This window comes from Mucilaginibacter metallidurans, from assembly GCF_003286435.2.
GTDB classification, from domain to species: domain Bacteria; phylum Bacteroidota; class Bacteroidia; order Sphingobacteriales; family Sphingobacteriaceae; genus Mucilaginibacter; species Mucilaginibacter gossypii.
Genome location: NZ_CP043449.1, coordinates 1,179,760 through 1,196,625 on the forward strand (window position 1 = coordinate 1,179,760; position 16,866 = coordinate 1,196,625).

Annotated in this window: 17 protein-coding genes; 5 read left to right on the plus strand and 12 right to left on the minus strand. The window is 41.9% G+C overall.

Translation table 11 applies throughout. The annotated features are described in order from the left end of the window. Positions 1–39: 39 nt before the first annotated feature. From rfaE1 to sppA, 3 genes are all read right to left on the minus strand, one after another. A complete protein-coding gene (gene rfaE1, locus DIU38_RS05095; RefSeq protein ID WP_112655716.1) occupies positions 40–1,032 on the minus strand; it encodes a D-glycero-beta-D-manno-heptose-7-phosphate kinase in 993 nt (330 codons plus the stop codon). 67 nt (positions 1,033–1,099) lie between these two features. Then, on the minus strand, positions 1,100–2,773 hold the full coding sequence (locus DIU38_RS05100) for a DNA polymerase/3'-5' exonuclease PolX (protein WP_112655714.1): 1,674 nt from the start codon (positions 2,771–2,773) through the stop codon (positions 1,100–1,102). 334 nt (positions 2,774–3,107) lie between these two features. Then, positions 3,108–4,898: a signal peptide peptidase SppA gene (gene sppA, locus DIU38_RS05105; RefSeq protein ID WP_112655712.1), complete on the minus strand. Its 1,791-nt coding sequence runs from the start codon at positions 4,896–4,898 to the stop codon at positions 3,108–3,110. An 87-nt stretch (positions 4,899–4,985) separates the two neighbouring features. On the opposite strand from sppA, the gene folK reads away from it, so the two are divergent. Then, positions 4,986–5,474 (plus strand): 2-amino-4-hydroxy-6-hydroxymethyldihydropteridine diphosphokinase, encoded by a 489-nt coding sequence (gene folK / locus DIU38_RS05110; protein ID WP_112655710.1) that lies wholly within the window; start codon positions 4,986–4,988, stop codon positions 5,472–5,474. A gap of 16 nt (positions 5,475–5,490) precedes the next feature. Beyond that, positions 5,491–5,868 (plus strand): Hpt domain-containing protein, encoded by a 378-nt coding sequence (locus DIU38_RS05115; RefSeq protein ID WP_112655708.1) that lies wholly within the window; start codon positions 5,491–5,493, stop codon positions 5,866–5,868. A gap of 221 nt (positions 5,869–6,089) precedes the next feature. Here the strand turns inward: DIU38_RS05115 and purS are convergent, their stop codons facing one another. The 3 genes from purS to rho all read right to left on the minus strand — a co-directional run bounded on the left by purS (position 6,090) and on the right by rho (position 8,772). Continuing rightward, positions 6,090–6,344: a phosphoribosylformylglycinamidine synthase subunit PurS gene (gene purS, locus DIU38_RS05120; RefSeq protein WP_090526546.1), complete on the minus strand. Its 255-nt coding sequence runs from the start codon at positions 6,342–6,344 to the stop codon at positions 6,090–6,092. Next, positions 6,325–7,047: a CDP-diacylglycerol--serine O-phosphatidyltransferase gene (gene pssA, locus DIU38_RS05125; protein ID WP_091162304.1), complete on the minus strand. Its 723-nt coding sequence runs from the start codon at positions 7,045–7,047 to the stop codon at positions 6,325–6,327. Before pssA ends, purS begins: the two co-directional genes overlap by 20 nt. Before the next feature lie 90 nt (positions 7,048–7,137). Next, complete coding sequence (rho, locus tag DIU38_RS05130; protein WP_112655453.1) at positions 7,138–8,772, minus strand: transcription termination factor Rho; 1,635 nt, start codon at positions 8,770–8,772, stop codon at positions 7,138–7,140. Between the two features lie 364 nt (positions 8,773–9,136). Here rho and pyrF point away from each other — a divergent pair, with 364 nt between their 5' ends. Further along, positions 9,137–9,967, plus strand: a complete 831-nt coding sequence (gene pyrF, locus DIU38_RS05135; protein WP_112655455.1) for an orotidine-5'-phosphate decarboxylase — start codon at positions 9,137–9,139, stop codon at positions 9,965–9,967. 120 nt (positions 9,968–10,087) lie between these two features. Here the strand turns inward: pyrF and dnaJ are convergent, their stop codons facing one another. The 5 genes from dnaJ to DIU38_RS05160 form a co-directional block, all read right to left on the minus strand. After that, complete coding sequence (dnaJ, locus tag DIU38_RS05140; RefSeq protein WP_090526554.1) at positions 10,088–11,251, minus strand: molecular chaperone DnaJ; 1,164 nt, start codon at positions 11,249–11,251, stop codon at positions 10,088–10,090. A gap of 126 nt (positions 11,252–11,377) precedes the next feature. Further along, complete coding sequence (locus DIU38_RS05145) at positions 11,378–11,992, minus strand: nucleotide exchange factor GrpE (protein ID WP_243770808.1); 615 nt, start codon at positions 11,990–11,992, stop codon at positions 11,378–11,380. Positions 11,993–12,257: 265 nt separating this feature from the next. Then, positions 12,258–12,938 carry a cell division ATP-binding protein FtsE gene (locus DIU38_RS05150; RefSeq protein ID WP_091162312.1) on the minus strand — a complete coding sequence of 227 codons (681 nt, stop codon included), beginning with the start codon at positions 12,936–12,938 and terminating at the stop codon, positions 12,258–12,260. Positions 12,939–12,942: 4 nt separating this feature from the next. Beyond that, complete coding sequence (locus DIU38_RS05155; RefSeq protein ID WP_112655459.1) at positions 12,943–13,146, minus strand: fructose-6-phosphate aldolase; 204 nt, start codon at positions 13,144–13,146, stop codon at positions 12,943–12,945. A 136-nt stretch (positions 13,147–13,282) separates the two neighbouring features. After that, positions 13,283–14,308: an acyl-CoA reductase gene (locus DIU38_RS05160; protein WP_112655461.1), complete on the minus strand. Its 1,026-nt coding sequence runs from the start codon at positions 14,306–14,308 to the stop codon at positions 13,283–13,285. 101 nt (positions 14,309–14,409) lie between these two features. On the opposite strand from DIU38_RS05160, the gene DIU38_RS05165 reads away from it, so the two are divergent. Further along, positions 14,410–14,763, plus strand: a complete 354-nt coding sequence (locus tag DIU38_RS05165; RefSeq protein WP_090526563.1) for a 4Fe-4S dicluster domain-containing protein — start codon at positions 14,410–14,412, stop codon at positions 14,761–14,763. A gap of 264 nt (positions 14,764–15,027) precedes the next feature. Then, positions 15,028–15,792, plus strand: coding sequence for a C40 family peptidase (locus DIU38_RS05170; RefSeq protein ID WP_112655463.1), 765 nt, complete (start codon positions 15,028–15,030; stop codon positions 15,790–15,792). Positions 15,793–15,882: 90 nt separating this feature from the next. Here the strand turns inward: DIU38_RS05170 and DIU38_RS05175 are convergent, their stop codons facing one another. After that, a complete protein-coding gene (locus DIU38_RS05175) occupies positions 15,883–16,794 on the minus strand; it encodes a WD40 repeat domain-containing protein (RefSeq protein ID WP_112655465.1) in 912 nt (303 codons plus the stop codon). Between the last annotated feature and the right edge of the window lie 72 nt (positions 16,795–16,866).

Consider the following 16,866-nt stretch of genomic DNA (forward strand, 5'->3'; position numbering starts at 1 on the left):
AAACCCTTCGCCTTTAACCTTTGGCCTTTCACCTCTATTTCACCTTTCGCCTTTTAATATATCTTCAATTATCTCATCTACAGTGGTTGTTGCGCTACCTACACGGCGAATCACTATAGCAGCGGCATGGTTAGCCAATTCGCAGGCATCCTCAATATTCAGACCTCCTGCCATAAAGTATGCCATGGTGGCCAGTACAGTATCGCCGGCACCTGTTACGTCAAATACTTCGGTTGCCTTTACAGGTAAACTTTGATAGCCTTCTTCATTCAGTATTACCATACCTTCTTCGGATAAGGTAACTACTATATATTGGGTCCCGGTTTGTTCAAAAATTACCTTGCCGGCCTGTTGCAGGCTTTCTATCGAGTTGATCTTATCAGTTTTAGCAGCTTCAGACAATTCCTTGCGATTAGGCTTAATGATAAAAGCGCCTTTGTATTTTTCGTAATTAAGCCCTTTGGGGTCGATGATCACTTTTTTGCCTTTAGCATTGGCCGCCCTGATAATGCCTTGCGTTAAAAACGGTGAAAAAAGACCTTTGTTATAGTCCGATAAAAGTACCATATCTGCGTTGTCAATATAACCGCTTAGCTTACTTATAAGCTCGTTGGCAATAGGCTCCGATACTTCGTCGGTAACTTCCCGGTCAACACGTACCAGTTGGTGGCTGCCAACAACAACGCGGGTTTTTACTGTGGTGGGGCGATTGCTATCTTTAATAATAGAGTCCGTTTCAACGCCTTCGTCGGTCAGGATTTTGATCAGTTCACCCGCAGCCTGGTCATTTCCTATTATGCCGGCAACAATAACTTTTGCACCTAATGATGCCAGGTTTTGAACCACATTACCGGCACCACCTAATGTAGTGGTTTCATTTTTAACGTTTACAATAGGCACAGGCGCCTCGGGCGAAAGGCGGGTAGCGTTGCCCCATATATAATGGTCAACCATCAGGTCGCCAATTACCAGTATTGCCGGTTTGTGAGCTGCGGCCTGTATGGATTGTACTTTATCTTTTAGATTGTTCATTAGCTCATTAGTTCAATAGTTCATTGGTGGCTGTATCAGCTAATCTCTGATCTCCAACCTCTAATCTCTAACCTCTTTTAACAGCAAATGCTTTAGTGATTTCTTCTAAAGACATAGCGTTCATGCACATCTCCTTATATAAACCTCCTTTGCGGGCTGCCAGGATGCCGTAATGCATATCTGTAAACCCTTCAATACGGTGGGCATCGGGGTTTATAGACAACATAACACCTTTATCTAAAGCATATTGGTGCCAGCGCCAGTCCAGGTCAAGCCTTAACGGGTTGGCATTGATTTCAATAACTACGTTATTCGCTGCGCAGGCATCTATCACTTTTTTATAGTTGATAGGATATCCGCTACGACTTAGTAAAAGTCTGCCTGTTGGGTGTCCCAATATAGTTGTATAAGGATTTTCGATTGCGGTGATCAGTCTTGACGTAGCCTTTTCCTCGTCCATTTTGAGGATTGAATGAACTGAGGCTACAATGAAATCAAACTTTTGTAGGATCTCGTCAGGGTAATCAAGCGAACCATCATACAAAATATCCGATTCAATACCTCTAAAAATATGGAAACCGTCGAGTTTTTTATTCAGGGCATCTATTTCTTCATGTTGCTGCAATACCCGTTCAATACTCAAGCCTTTTGCATAAAACGCGCTCTTACTGTGATCACACATGCCCAGGTATTCTAATTTCAGGGTATCCCGGCAATACAAGGCCATTTCTTCAATGCTGTTAACACCATCGCTCCAGGTGCTGTGGTTATGAAGTGTGCCTTTCAGGTCGTGCCAGTTGATCAGCGTTGGCAGTTCGTTCTTTTCGGCTTTTTCAATAAACAGGGTACCTTCACGCAGTTCGGGCTGCATCCAGCTTAAACCGGCTTTGGTATAAATCAATTCTTCCGTTTCTGGCTGTTCAACCGGTACATTGATTCTGTCGAAAACGGCCTGTACATGATCGTCAGTACCGGTATTGATGAATAGTTCTTTGTAATAATCAGCTTTATCAACACAAACAATATCAACCAGCAAGCCATTTTGCAATTCGCCCTGGATATGGTTTTTATTTTTGCTTACGTTACAAAGTATAGTTGAATTCACCAGTGCATCGTAAGCAATATCATGGTTAAGGCTACCTACTACGATCACAATTTCGGTGATGATCTCATTCAAACGCCTGAATTCGCCTGCGAAGTGTTTTAGCGCATCAGGGAAAATGGCTTTTACCTCATCCATCAGTTCGTTGGCTTCCTTCTCAACCTGGGCAAAAAGAAATTTGCCATTGCTCGCCATTCTGAACTCGATAGCTTTACGGATCTCTTTCTGCGTTTTAAGGCCGAAGCCTTTAGCCTCTATCAGGCGGTTTTCATTGCAGGCATAAAAAAGCTCACCGGTATTTTCAATGCCCAACTCTTTCCAGATAACAGCTACCTTTTTGGGGCCGATGCCTTTGATACCCATCATTTCAACCACACCGGCAGGGGTTTTATCCAACATGTCCTGCAGCTCGGTCATGGTGCCGGTTTCAAGCAACTCAGCAACTTTACCGGCTATACTTTTGCCAATGCCATCAATCTTTTCCAGTTCATCCAGTTTTTTACCGGCGATAGGGAAGGGGAGCTTATCAACCTTAAAAGCTGCATTAGCTACCGATTTGATCTTGAATGGATTAACTTCATGGAGTTCCATGAGTTGCGAAAGTAATCGAAGTGTACGGGCTATGGGTTTATTTTCCATAATTACAATGAGGCGGTAAAAATACAAAAAGCCATTGTAATGACAGCTTAGATGGTGGGTTTGTTTTTGTGAGAGATGTTTTAAAGCGCGGCAATGCTGCAATAAAACTTGAGGATGCCTATCGTTGTTACATCTCTGCGAGATTCCAAATTGTCGGATAAGCAGTCCTTTGATTCTTTGAATGTGCCAAATGCTTATTTGAAGAGGGGATAAGGGTTATTATATTTAACAGACTTACGCAGCTTTCAAAAGTTTGTAAGTCGCATCGGACAACAAAAAAAGCCACCCGAACAGGGCAGCTTTTCACAATCAAAATTAATGTATTAATGAAATTTTACTTGATCACAAGGTCATAAGGCAGGCGGGCTTGAGGGGTACGCATCATTTGTGTGATACCTTTTATCTGTTGGTAAACCCTGTAATTTTCACCAAGCTCGTTTTTCACCATGCGGGTTTGTACTTCGACGCTTAAACCGCTGCCCACCTTGTTGAAAAAGCTTTTTTGCTCGGGGTAACTTACAATATTATAGGTTTTGATCTTAGCTTTTTTGGCCGCTGAAGTGATAGCATCGTTGATATTCCCTAAACGGTCAACCAGGCCAATTTTTAGGGCCTGCTCACCAGTCCAAACACGGCCCTGGCCAATGCTGTTAATGTAAGCTTGTGTTTTGCCGCGGCCTTCGGCCACTGCTTTGGTAAATTCATCATAACCACGGTTTACGCTGTTTTGTAATATCAGGCGTTCGTCGGGGCTAAGCGGACGGCTAATATCGCCCAAATCTGCATACTTCCCGGTTTTTACACCATCAAAGGTTACACCCAGTTTATCATTAAACAGTTTTTGCATGTTTGGCAATACGGCGAAAATGCCGATAGAACCGGTAATAGTATTAGGCTGGGCAATGATCGAATCGGCTGCACATGAAATGTAATAACCGCCCGATGCAGCATAATCACCCATAGAAACAATGATCGGCTTTTTTTCGTGGATGAGTTTCACCTCGCGCCAGATCACGTCTGATGCCAGTGAGCTGCCGCCCGGCGAATTTACACGCAATATCACAGCTTTAACTTTATCATCTAAACGAGCTTTGCGTAATGCTTTCGAAATAGTTTCTGAACCGATACTGTTGTCGTCGCCATCGCCACCGGTAATATCACCTGATGCATAGACTATAGCAATCCGGTTTTTAGATGATGAATCATCCTCCTTATCGTCCGAATCATCATTTTTGCTTTTGGCGTAATCCCTAAGGTCAACGCTTTTTAAATCGTCTTTTAAATCGGTACCAGTGCGCCTTTTTAAGTCGTTAAGGATCTCATCTTTATATTTTAAGCCATCAACCAGCTTCAATTTATATGCATCTTCAGGAAATTGAATACGCATATTATCGGCATAAGTGAATAACGAATCCCTGTTAAGGCCGCGGCTTTTGCTGATGCCGGTTAAAAAATGATTGTACAGTGAACCAAGATATGAGGTTACCTGTAGTTTATTAGCATCGCTCATCTTGGTAAGGAACAACGGTTCAACAGCGCTTTTAAAGGTACCAACTTTAATGATCTGTGCTTCAATGCCTAATTTGTCCAGTGCACCCTTCAGGAAAGTGGTTTGAGAGCTAAAGCCGTGAAACTCAAAAATACCTTTTGGGTTAATATAAACTTTATCGGCTACTGATGCCAGATAGTAAAAGCCCTGTGTATATACTTCGGCGTAGGCTACAATAAATTTGCCTGATTTTTTAAAGTCGATAAGTGCGTTGCGGATCTCTTCGGTAGTGGCCTGGCCGGCGGTCATATAACTCTCATCAAGGTATATGCCTTTAATATTATCGTCGGTTTTGGCTTTTTTAATATCAGCCAGGATGTCATTTAAGCCGATTGATTTATCTTCATTCAAACCCAAAAAATCCAGACCGGCAAGGGGATTGTTTGGTGTTCGCTCGGTGATCTGATTTTTAAGCGACATGTATAAAATAGAGTTTGGGCTAACATCTACAGTTTTATCACTGCCTGCGGATGCAATAAGGCCGATAACAAGAACCGCTCCTACAACACCTATTATTATACCCGAAATAATTACCCCTACAATAGTGGCCAGAACGAATTTGAAGAATTGTTTCATTAATGTTATAAATCTTTTTAACTATGCAAACTTAGTAATAAGGAGCCGTATAATGCTAAGAGCGGTTTCCATTATATTTGTTACAACATGATTGATGTTTTTTTACTGCTTGGGAGCAACCTCGGTACCCGCGAATTGTTTCTGCAGCAGGCAATTGAATCTGTTTCGGCCCAAATTGCTCCGGTTAAATTGATATCGTCGGTTTATGAAACCCAGTCGTGGGGTAAAACCGATGAGCCCGACTATTTAAACCAGGTGCTGATGCTCCAAACTGAGCTTTCGGCGCAGGATGTGTTGGAAAAAATATTGGGTATCGAATTACAAATGGGCCGTAAACGGGAGGTTAAATGGGGATCGCGCATTATTGATATTGATATTTTGTTTTATGGCGATGAAGTGATCCATGATTTTAATCTGGTAGTGCCACATCCCGAATTATATAAACGCAGTTTTACGCTGATCCCCCTGGCCGAGATAGCACCTAACCTTGTTCATCCTGTGTTCAAAAAAAATATTTTGCAGCTAAAGGATGAACTAAAGGATAACTTAATCGTAAAAAAGCATATTTTTGAATAAACACAAAGCTTTTATAATGGCAGATATTTCACCAGAACAGGATCTTGATCTTTCTTTTTTATACGAGATCGCCGACGGTAGTGACGATTTTATTGTTGACTCGATTGGGATGTTCCTTGAGCAATCGCCCGATCTACTTAATACGATCAGCAACGCATTAAATAACCAGGATTGGGCTTTAGCTGCCCAGGCAGCTCATAAATTAAAGCCTAACCTTGGTTTTTTTGGTATGCCCATAAGCCAGGCTACCATACAGGAAGTTGAGCTGGCCTGTAAAGCTGGCGGTCAAAACCCAACCGAAATATTTGAAAAATTTAACCAGGTAAACAGCATGGTATCTGCAAACCTCATCACTTTAAAGGAAATTAAAGCCGAGAAGGAAGCTAATTTATAGGTGAAAGGTGAAAGGTGAAAGGTGAAAGGTGAAAGGTGAAAGGTGAAAGGTGAAAGGTGAAAGGTGAAAGGTGAAAGGTGAAAGGTGAAAGGTGAAAGGTTCGCCGCTTAGATATAAAAAACAAAGGCAAGAGGTTTCCCTTTTGCCTTTTGCATTTTATAAAGTTTTTAGTTGTTTTATAGAGATAAGAAACCTTTGGCCTTTTACCTTTCGCTTTTCACCTAAACTTCAGATATTTTAAAAGTATAGCTTTCCATAATCAGGTTGGCCAGTAGGTTTTTGCAGGCCTGGTCAACTTTGGCGCTGGCGGCTTCGGCATTTTCGGCTTCTATTTCAAGCGTAATGTGTTTGCCAATGCGCACGTTATGAATTTCGGCTAAGCCAAGGTTTTTCATGCTACCGGTTACTGCTTTTCCTTGTGGGTCAAGTATTTCTTTTTTTGGCATTACGTCGATTTCAGCCTGGAACTTTGTCATTTGTGAGTTTTGTTTGAATTAGAGATAAGGTGATATAAATAAATATAACCACCGGAACGGCCACAAATTTAAAAAATAGTATGAGTATTGCCGAAAACAAGAGCAGTAAATAACGGAAAATGTTTTTGTTAAAGTCGCGGTTCTTGAATTTAAGCGACATGAGCGGTATTTCGGATACAAGTAGCGTACACATTATTAAAACCAGAACCGTTAGAAAGTAAGGATTTAAAATGTAATGCGCCAAAGCATCGTACTGTTGCACTATTAAAGGCAGTGATGCTATAAGGATGGCGTTTGCTGGTGTTGGTAACCCGATAAAGCTATCTGATTGCCGCGTGTCGTTGTTGAATTTTGCAAGCCTCAACGCCGAAAATACCGGTAAAAGGAATGCAACGAAGTTTAACAGGTGACTTATGCCGTCTAATTGCGGAGCCTGTAAAAATAGTTCGTACATGATCACTGACGGCAATACGCCAAAGCTTACCATATCGGCCAGCGAATCGAGGTCTTTGCCTATAAATGAGTAGGAGTTTAAAACCCTTGATGCAAGGCCGTCAAAAAAATCAAATATTGAGGAAAGAAAAATGGCATAAGCAGCCACTATGAGGTTACCCTGGAAAGCGAAAACTATACCTATACAACCGCTAAAAAGGTTGGCGCAGGTAATAGCATTTGGAAGGTGTTTTTTGACGCGTCTCTTCATTTCGCCATCGAAATTATCAGGAATTTATTAAGTAATAATGAAGTTACAAATAATATTCTACTTACTTATAACTTCATTATCGCTAAAATATTACGAATTCATCGAAATCAGAAATTCTTCGTTAGTTTTTGTGCCCCTAATTTGAGCTTGTAAAAACTCCATTGATTCCTGCGAATTCATATCAGCAAGGTGGTTGCGAAGGATCCAGATACGCTGAAGCGTGTCACGGTCAAGCAGTAAGTCGTCGCGGCGGGTACTTGAAGCAGTAATATCGATAGCCGGGAAAATACGTTTATTCGATAATTTACGATCCAGTTGTAACTCCATGTTACCGGTACCTTTAAATTCTTCAAAAATAACCTCATCCATTTTTGAGCCGGTTTCGGTAAGCGCGGTAGCGATGATAGTTAATGAACCGCCATCCTCAATATTACGGGCGGCACCAAAAAAGCGTTTAGGTTTGTGCAATGCGTTGGCATCAACACCGCCTGATAATATTTTACCCGATGCAGGGGCAACCGTATTATAAGCGCGTGCTAAACGGGTGATAGAGTCAAGCAAAATCACTACGTCGTGACCACACTCTACCATACGCTTTGATTTTTCAAGCACAATGTTAGCAATTTTTACGTGGCGCTCAGCAGGCTCATCAAAGGTTGATGATACAACTTCGGCACGTACGCTACGGGCCATGTCGGTAACCTCTTCCGGACGTTCGTCTATCAGTAATATAATAAGGTATACTTCAGGGTGGTTTTTGGCGATAGCATTTGCCACATCCTTTAATAACATGGTTTTACCAGTTTTTGGCTGTGCCACGATCAAACCACGCTGACCTTTACCAATAGGCGAAAACAGGTCCATGATGCGGGTTGAATAGTTGTTCGGATCGGTAAAGAGGCTCAGCTTTTCAGAAGGGAACAATGGTGTTAAGTGATCAAACGGAACGCGGTCACGCACTTCGGCTGGGATGCGGCCGTTGATGGCCTCAACACGTACCAGCGGGAAGTATTTTTCACCTTCTTTCGGTGGGCGGATGCTGCCCCTAACCGTGTCACCTGTTTTAAGGCCGAATAGTTTTATCTGTGATTGTGATACGTAAATATCATCAGGAGAAGTAAGGTAGTTATAATCAGATGAACGAAGGAAGCCATAACCATCAGGCATAATTTCCAAAACACCCTCATTTACAATAACATTATCAAAATCGAGATTGATTGCCGGTTCCTGCGCTTTTTGCTGGTTTTGGTTGTTGCTGTTAACCCTGCGCTCAAACTTTTGCGGGCGGGCTTCCGGAACAACTTCTTCTGTACGGGTAACTGTTTCACCGGCTTGCGGCGCTTCCGTTTCTGTGCTTACAGCAGGAATTTCAGTTTCCGGATCATCCTGTGACGGCTCATCATCCTGCGCATCAAAAAGATTGGTATCATCTAAAGGAACCTCTATACGCGGTTTTGATGAATCTTTGGTTTTTATAACACGGGTTCTTTTTCGGGGCTTTTCAATTGTTTCAGCAGGCGCTTCGCCTGGCGCGGGTGTAGGGGTATAGTTTGATTCAATTAGATCTTGTTGGGCCCTGGCGGCTTCAATAAGCTGTTGTTGTTCAATAATACGGGCAACAAGCTGAGCTTTACGTAGTTCGTCGGCCTCAGCAATACCTAAATTTCTGGCAATTTCGCGCAACTCAGAAACGAGTTTGTCGTTCAATTCAATTTTATCAGACATGATATGAATTATAGTTCAATGGGATTTTTTAATTGTAATTTGTTTTCAAACGGCAAAAATTTCTATGCAAGTGTTAAAGCTTGACCACATGTAAAAACATATGAGGCTATAATTGAAAGAAATTGATCTTGAAACCTTGTTTTAGTAAACATCCAAACCCATGCAAGTATTATGTAAAGTGATAATAAAAAGCGTGGTGATTTAAATTGTTTCTTTAGTGCAAGAAAAATTCAATGGAAAACGATGCAAGTGTAAACAATTATTCTTTAATTTCAAATTAATTAAATAAATATCACTTATATCAGAACACATAAGCCAAATTTTTAGTTTTTTTGACAATTAAAATATTATTCAGCCGCTGATGATGTCCCGCCAGGAGTTAATTGAACAAATCAAAAAAAAGAAATCGTTTTTATGTGTTGGGCTTGATCCCGATATTAATAAGATCCCTGAGTTTTTAAAATCGTATCCCGATCCTATACTTGAATTTAACAAACGCATCATTGATGCTACGCAGGATCTTTGCATTGCCTATAAACCCAATGCTGCTTTTTACGAAGCCTATGGTATAAAAGGATTGCAAAGCTTAATTGATACTTATAAATATTTGCCCAAAGATTGTTTAAGTATCATTGATGCCAAACGGGGCGATATCGGCAATACATCAGACAAATACGCCAAAGCATTTTTTGACGAACAATCGGGCGGAATGAGCTTTGATGCTATCACCATTACACCTTATATGGGTAATGACAGCGTTACGCCATACCTCACCTACGAAGGTAAATGGGTTATTATTTTAGCCTTAACATCATCTGTCGGCAGTAAGGATTTTCAATACCTGCAAACCGGAGACGGCTATTTATATGAAAATGTGATAAAAAAGGCCAATACCTGGGCCGGAGCCGATAGGATAATGTATGTAGTGGGCGCAACCAAAAGCACCGAGTTTACTAACATCCGCGCATATGCGCCCGATAATTTTTTATTAGTACCCGGAGTAGGGGCACAGGGCGGAAGCCTTGAAGAAGTTTGCAAATACGGCATCACTAAAGATTGCGGCCTCATCGTAAACTCGTCGCGGTCTATATTATATGCAAGCAATGGCGAAGATTTTGCCGATGCCGCCCGTGCGGAAGCGCTAAGTTTGCAGCAACAGATGCAGGCGGAGTTGGAAAAGGCGGGCATTTTGTAAAGCAAGTCCGGGCGTCCACGCTTCAACTTTCTTTAAACTAAAAAGCCCGAAGTCATAACAACTCCGGGCTTTGCATATACCTTTCAGCTTTCGCCTTTATCCTTTTACCTAAAGAAAATACTATTCAAAATATTCCTTCATCCGTTCAAAGAAACTTTTTTCGTTTTTGCCCGGATTGGGTTTAAAGTTAGGAGAGCCCTGCAGCTTTTCCAGGATCTCACGTTCCTCACGGCTTAACGCTTTTGGTGTCCAAATGTTGATATGCACCAGTTGATCGCCACGGTGATATGAATTTACTTCCGGTAAACCCTTACCTTTCAGGCGTAGTATTTTGCCCCCTTGTGTTCCGGGATCAATTTTTATTTTAGCTTTACCGTCAATGGTTGGCACTTCAATAGATGTGCCTAAAGTTGCATCAACAAAGTTTACATGCAGATCATAAATCACGTTATTGCCATCACGTTTTAATGTTTCGTGAGGCACCTCTTCAATCAGGATGATCAGGTCGCCGGGCACACCGCCGCGTGGGGCTGCATTACCTTTACCGCTCATGCTCAACTGCATACCTTCGCTAACACCTGCAGGCACCTGGATGGTGATCAATTCTTCACCGCGAACCACGCCGTCACCATGACAAACGTTACATTTTGACAGTATGGTTGATCCTTCGCCGTTACAGGTAGGGCAGGTGCTGGTAGTTTGCATCTGACCCAAAATGGTATTGGTTACTCTGCGTACCGCTCCTGAACCACCGCAGGTTTTGCAGGTTTGGAACGATGATTTGTCTTTAGCCCCGCTGCCATCGCAGGTTTTACAGATGATCTGTTTATTTACTTTGATCTTCTTTTCGGCGCCGTTGGCAATTTCCTCAAGGGTTAAGCGTACTTTGATACGCAGGTTGCTGCCGCGGGCTACACGCCTGCCGCCGCCACCGCTTTGACGACCGCCGCCAAAGAAACCTTCAAACGGACTGCCACCACCAAAAATATCGCCAAACTGGCTAAATATGTCGTCCATATTCATACCGCCGCCACCATAACCACCACCATTTGGCGATGAAGCGTTGGCTGCGTGACCAAACTGATCATAACGCTGACGTTTTTCGGGGGTGCTTAGTACCTCATAAGCTTCGGCAGCTTCCTTAAACTTTTCTTCCGCTTCCTTATCGCCCTGGTTTTTATCAGGGTGATATTTAATAGCCATTTTACGATATGCTTTTTTTATGTCATCAGCACTTGCGCCTTTCGCAACCCCAAGCACATCGTAATAATCTCTTTTAGCCATAATTTTAAAAATTTCGGATTCCGAAATTTAGATTTCGGATTTATTATTATTTAATATTGTGTAAGATCAGGATAGACTATCACATCCGGATAAATCCGAAATTGAAAGTCTCAAATCCGAAATCAGTTACGCTCCTACAACCACTTTAGCAAAGCGGATCACTTTGTCGTTCAGGGTATAACCTTTTTCCATTTCGTCCATTACCTTGCCTTTAAGGTCATCAGTAGGTGCCGGAATATTGGTGATAGCTTCATGCAGGTCGGCATCAAAGGCATTGCCTATTGATGTCATTTCTTTCAGGCCTTTTTGGCCAAGTATATTTTTTAGCTTGTTTTGGATCAAAGTAACGCCCTCTTTAACCGGGGCAACTTCGGTAGCCTTATCCATGGCACGCTGCGCGCGTTCAAAGTCGTCAAGTACAGGTAGTAAAGCCACAATTACATCTTTACCTTCAGTTTTGCGGGCTTCCTCGCGTTCTTTAATGGTACGCCTTCTAAAGTTATCAAATTCGGCATATAAACGCAAATACTTGTCATTAGCCTGTGCCAGCTCGTCTTTCAACTTTTCTTCGGCAGTTGGGGCAGCGGCAGTTCCCTGTTGGGTTTCCGTGGCTGTCGCTTCTGCTACCGGGGCTTGTTCCTGCCCTTCATCATGTAATTGCTCGTTGTTCACTTCGTTTATATTTTCAGTATTATCCGTATTTTCTTTCTTCTTTTTCTTCAACATATCGTTAAATTTCATAGCGAGTAGTGCCAATCAAGTATCTTGCCACAACTGTAAAGCAGTCAAGCTGTCAGTAGCATGAAATGATTTTAAGAAAGGGTGACAGGCGAACCGTTGATTTGTCACCGTTGGTTTTTGATGGCGCTGATTTCGTTGATTGTTCTTGAAGAGTGTTTATGACTATTCGCCGGCATGATTTTGACTTGCCGGCGAATTTAAAACGTCAGTTCAATCATTAAATTAAAAGATCAACGAAATCAACGTAATCATCAATGATCAGCGGTCATATCTCCACATCTTCCAAAACCTTACCGTTCTCGCATTTGATAATACGCGATGGAAAAGCACGGATAATGTGATAATCGTGCGTGGCTACCAGTACGGCAGTGCCCGATTGGCTGATTTGTTTGAGCAGGAGTACAATTTCTTCAGATGTTTCGGGGTCGAGGTTGCCTGTAGGTTCATCGGCCAGGATTATTTCCGGATCATTAAGCAATGCGCGTGCTATAACCACACGCTGTTGCTCACCGCCTGAAAGTTCGTGAGGCATTTTCTTTAATTTTGACCGCAGGCCAACTTTTTCAAGTACATCAAGAGCTTTATCTGAAATCAGCTTTTTATCGTTCCAACCGGTGGCACGCATTACAAAGTTGAGATTTTGCTCAATGGTACGATCGGTAAGTAATTGGAAATCCTGGAAAACTATACCCAGTTTACGACGCAGATAGGGAATGTCGCGGCTGGGCAGCTTGCTTAATTCATAACCACAGGCATGACCGGTACCTGCTTTAATCCCCAAATCGCCATAAATTACTTTCAGCAGACTGCTTTTCCCTGATCCTGTCTGACCTATCAGCCACACAAAATCACCTTTATCAACATGTAAATTTACGTTTGAAAGTACCAGGTGCGCCTGTTGAAAAATATCAACGTTGTTTAGTTTTATTATAGAATTTCCAATCATTGTTTTATAACTCTAATTTTAAGATCTGTCCAAACGGCAGTTCTTTGATAATATTCATGATCTCGTCGGCCTTGTCGCCTAATCCAACCTTATCAAGCGATTTATCCGGTCTGTCAACCCTGAAATAAGCCAACAGCGTAAACTTATCATCACGTAGTTGTACATAATCGGGTATTTTGGCAACCCCTTTAACTTTTATGATATACATTTTTTGAGCTTAAAGCTTAAGGCAAAAAGCCCAAAGCTGTATCTGTTTCACTGTTAAATTAAAAACAGTTGCAAAATGTTTGCTTTTAGCTTTCCGCGTTCGGCTTTCAGCTTATTCCCAAAGGTATTTATTTTATTTAAAGACTTGACAAAAATTCCATAGTATCCACGCCGTCGGCATAATCCCATAGTTTGGGTTGCTGGCTTTGTCCAAAACCTACCACCTGGTTTGTAACCTGCAACGGTAGTTTGCTCACTATACACTGGATATTTTCGGCATTCTGATCGATGATATTTTCGGCCTCTGCCATGTTATGATAATAGTTAAAAAATAATACTGACAGCGGAGATGTCAGCCTGTCATCTTCTTTAACCATCAAAAAACCATTATCAAAATGTTTATCACCGTTAACCAGGTAAATGGATTTGTTATAATCGTAATTATTGTTGTATTTATGATGATTGATAATGGCTTTATGATCTTCTATCGATTCGAAAAAGAAAGTAAAGTCATACCCTTCCGGTACCAGTATTTTGGATACGTTACGACAGCCAAGGCCATAATAATCTAAAATATCATGTCCCAGGCTAAATAAGTCTGCAGCGCTTTCCTTGCCGCTTAAAACGGCAATACTGTTACGGTTTTTACGAATGATGTTAGGCACTTTGCCAAAGTAATAATCAAAATAACGTGAGCTGTTGTTGCTGCCTGTGGCTATGATGGCGTCAAAACCTTCCAGCCTGTCAACAAAGTTAAAGCTGCCGGCAAAAGCAGGATCAATAGCTACCAGTTTTTCCAATACAGCTTTGATGAGTCGTGCATCCTGTGATGAGGCTTTGATAAGCGCCTTGTTGCCGGAAGCAATAACACAAAGCACGTCGTGAAAGCCTACCAGCGGGATGTTGCCTGCCAGTATAAGCCCTACGTTTTTTGCAGGTTTGCCTGTTTCAAGCACATATTTCGAAAGCCATGTAGTTAGATCTTCCACGTTAAGCATGGCGCCTATGGCTGTAACGGCTTCTGAAACACTTGCCGGCGTAAACCAGGCATTATGATATTGTTCGTTTTCAATGAGTGCGCTTAATGCCGCATCGGGGGGCAGAAGTTGCCTGCCTAATTCCGAAAATGAATTTATTGAGTTTTTTGGATTAATTTTTGACATATATATGTTAAGGGATTAAACCCTTAAAGCCTTTTTTTGTTATATTTGTACGCTTGTAATTTGCAGGCAAAGTTAATTGAGATTATTAGATATTTAGAAATATGGCGATTAAAATCACCGACGAATGCATAAACTGCGGGGCCTGCGAACCGGAATGCCCTAATAATGCTATTTATGATGCAGGAGCGGCCTGGCGTTTCAGCGATGGGACTGGCCTTAGAGGGATAATTGATTTTGGCGATGGTAATACCCTGAATGCCGAAGAAACACAAGCTGCATTATCTGACGATATTTATTATATAGTACCCGATAAGTGTACCGAATGTGTAGGTTTCCATGATGAACCCCAGTGTGCTGCGGTTTGCCCTGTAGATTGTTGTGTTGATGACGAAGATATCCGCGAAAGCGAAGAAGAGCTGCTTGCCAAAAAAGAGTGGCTGCACATGAACGAATAGGACATTATTTTAGGGATATAAAAAGGGATATGCAATGCATGTCCCTTTTTAGTTAGCGATGATTCGGTGAGTGATAAATTAAGTATTAAGGATTGCAGGAACATTTCTGTTGGGCTAAGTATTCAAAAATATTTTGTATTATCGTATAGCTTTTACCCCAAAAGTTACTGATACCAATTATAAAATAATATCATATTAAAATGTTAACCGCGTATAGATTAAAAAATACGTGCCAGATTGTTGTTTATTTGACATTACAGAACTATGGAGTACGGGATATGTAATCTTGCTGTAATCCCGCTCAGGGCCGAGCCCAGTGAGCGGAGCGAGCAGGTATCGCAATTGCTATTTGGCGAAGTGTTTGAAATTACTGAGTGGCAAAACAACTGGGTTAAGATCATTGCCGAGGCGGATGGGTATATCGGCTGGATAGGCCGCTTGCAATTTGCTATGCTTGGTCATATAGCGTATAAAAATATCAGGAACCATCCCTCAAAGCTCACTTACCAGCCGGTTACGCAGGCATGGAAAATGAGCGACAATAGTGTTGTTTATTTGCCGGCGGGCAGCTCGCTTGCTTTTTTAGAAGGGACCTCATGCCGCATTGGTCATGAACGTTTTGAAATAATTGGTAAAATTGGTGAGCCTGAAGACATTGCTGCCACCGCTAAAGCATTTCTGAACTCTCCTTACTTGTGGGGCGGGCGAACGCATTTTGGTATTGATTGCTCGGGCTTTACGCAAATGGTTTACAAACTTAAGGGCCTCAGAATTAAGCGGGATGCAAGCATGCAGGTGAAAGAAGGTACCAAGGTTGATTCAATAAAGGAAGCACGGTTAGGCGATCTGGCTTTTTTTGATAATTCCGAAGGCAGGGTAACTCACGTGGGTATTATACTTAATAATGAGCACATCATTCATGCATCGGGCAAGGTTAAAATTGATACTATTAACGAAGATGGTATATACTCGCGGGAGCAAAAAAAACATACCCATAACCTGTGCGGTATAAGGCGGTTATTTAATTAGCTCCATGCCTTATTTACCCAAAAATGGTAAAGGCATACGGAGGGAAGGTAGTTTAATTTGGTAAGATAAGTTTCCTGAAAAAAGATGGGGTCAACTAAATTTAATCTCCCATGAAATGATCTTTTTATCATCACTTACCGAAAGTAGCTGGTCGGACGTTCCCCAGGCTAATTTGTTGATAGATAGCACATGGCCTGGATAGCCTTTTTCCCTGCTGATATTTTTGTAGAGTTTAAAATCGTCTGATCCCCAAATCTTGATACTTTTATCCATACTGGCGGTAGCAAAATAGGGTAGGGTGGGATGGAATGCGATATGGTTCACCGCAAATAAATGGGCCGGAACATTTTTTATTTCATGATAACTGCTGCTATCCCAAATCTTTACCTGGGCATCTCTTGAGCCGGAAGCGATGTAACTCCCATCGGGACTGTAGGCAAGCGCAAAAACAGCCATAGTATGGCCGTGAAGAGCTTTAATAACCGTATAATCTTCCAGGTCGTAAATGGCGATGTGATTATCACGGCAACCGAATGTCACCTGTTTTTGATCCGGCGAAACGGCAATACAACGAACGGTGTCCCTGGATACTGTTATGCTGTGCACCATTTCAAGCGTTTTAAGGTTCCATACAGATACGGTGCCATCTTCCGATGCTATTAATAACTCATCTTTTTTAACTGATGATTTGATATCGAAGATAGCCTTGCGGTGATGCCTTAAAGGTTTGAGCAATTTTTGCTGAATAAAATCAAACACCAGAACTTCGCCGCTGCGTAAACCCGCAAACATTAGCGGATATCCCTCCGGACAATGAATAGCATAAATAGATGCATTAACCGGGAACATCACTTTAATAAAAGTGAAATTATTCAAGCTCCACTCAACCAGCCCTTTATCATTCCCGCCCGTAAACAATATGCCCGGCTTTTGCGATAACTCAAGTGTGAATATTGGGTTGGCATGGCCTGTGAGCTCGGCTGTTTTTTGGACGGTAATCATTTCAGTTTGCAGTTTCCGGTTGGCAGTTTATAGATTTGTATTTTGCAATATTAGTTAAAACTCTCCAACTGC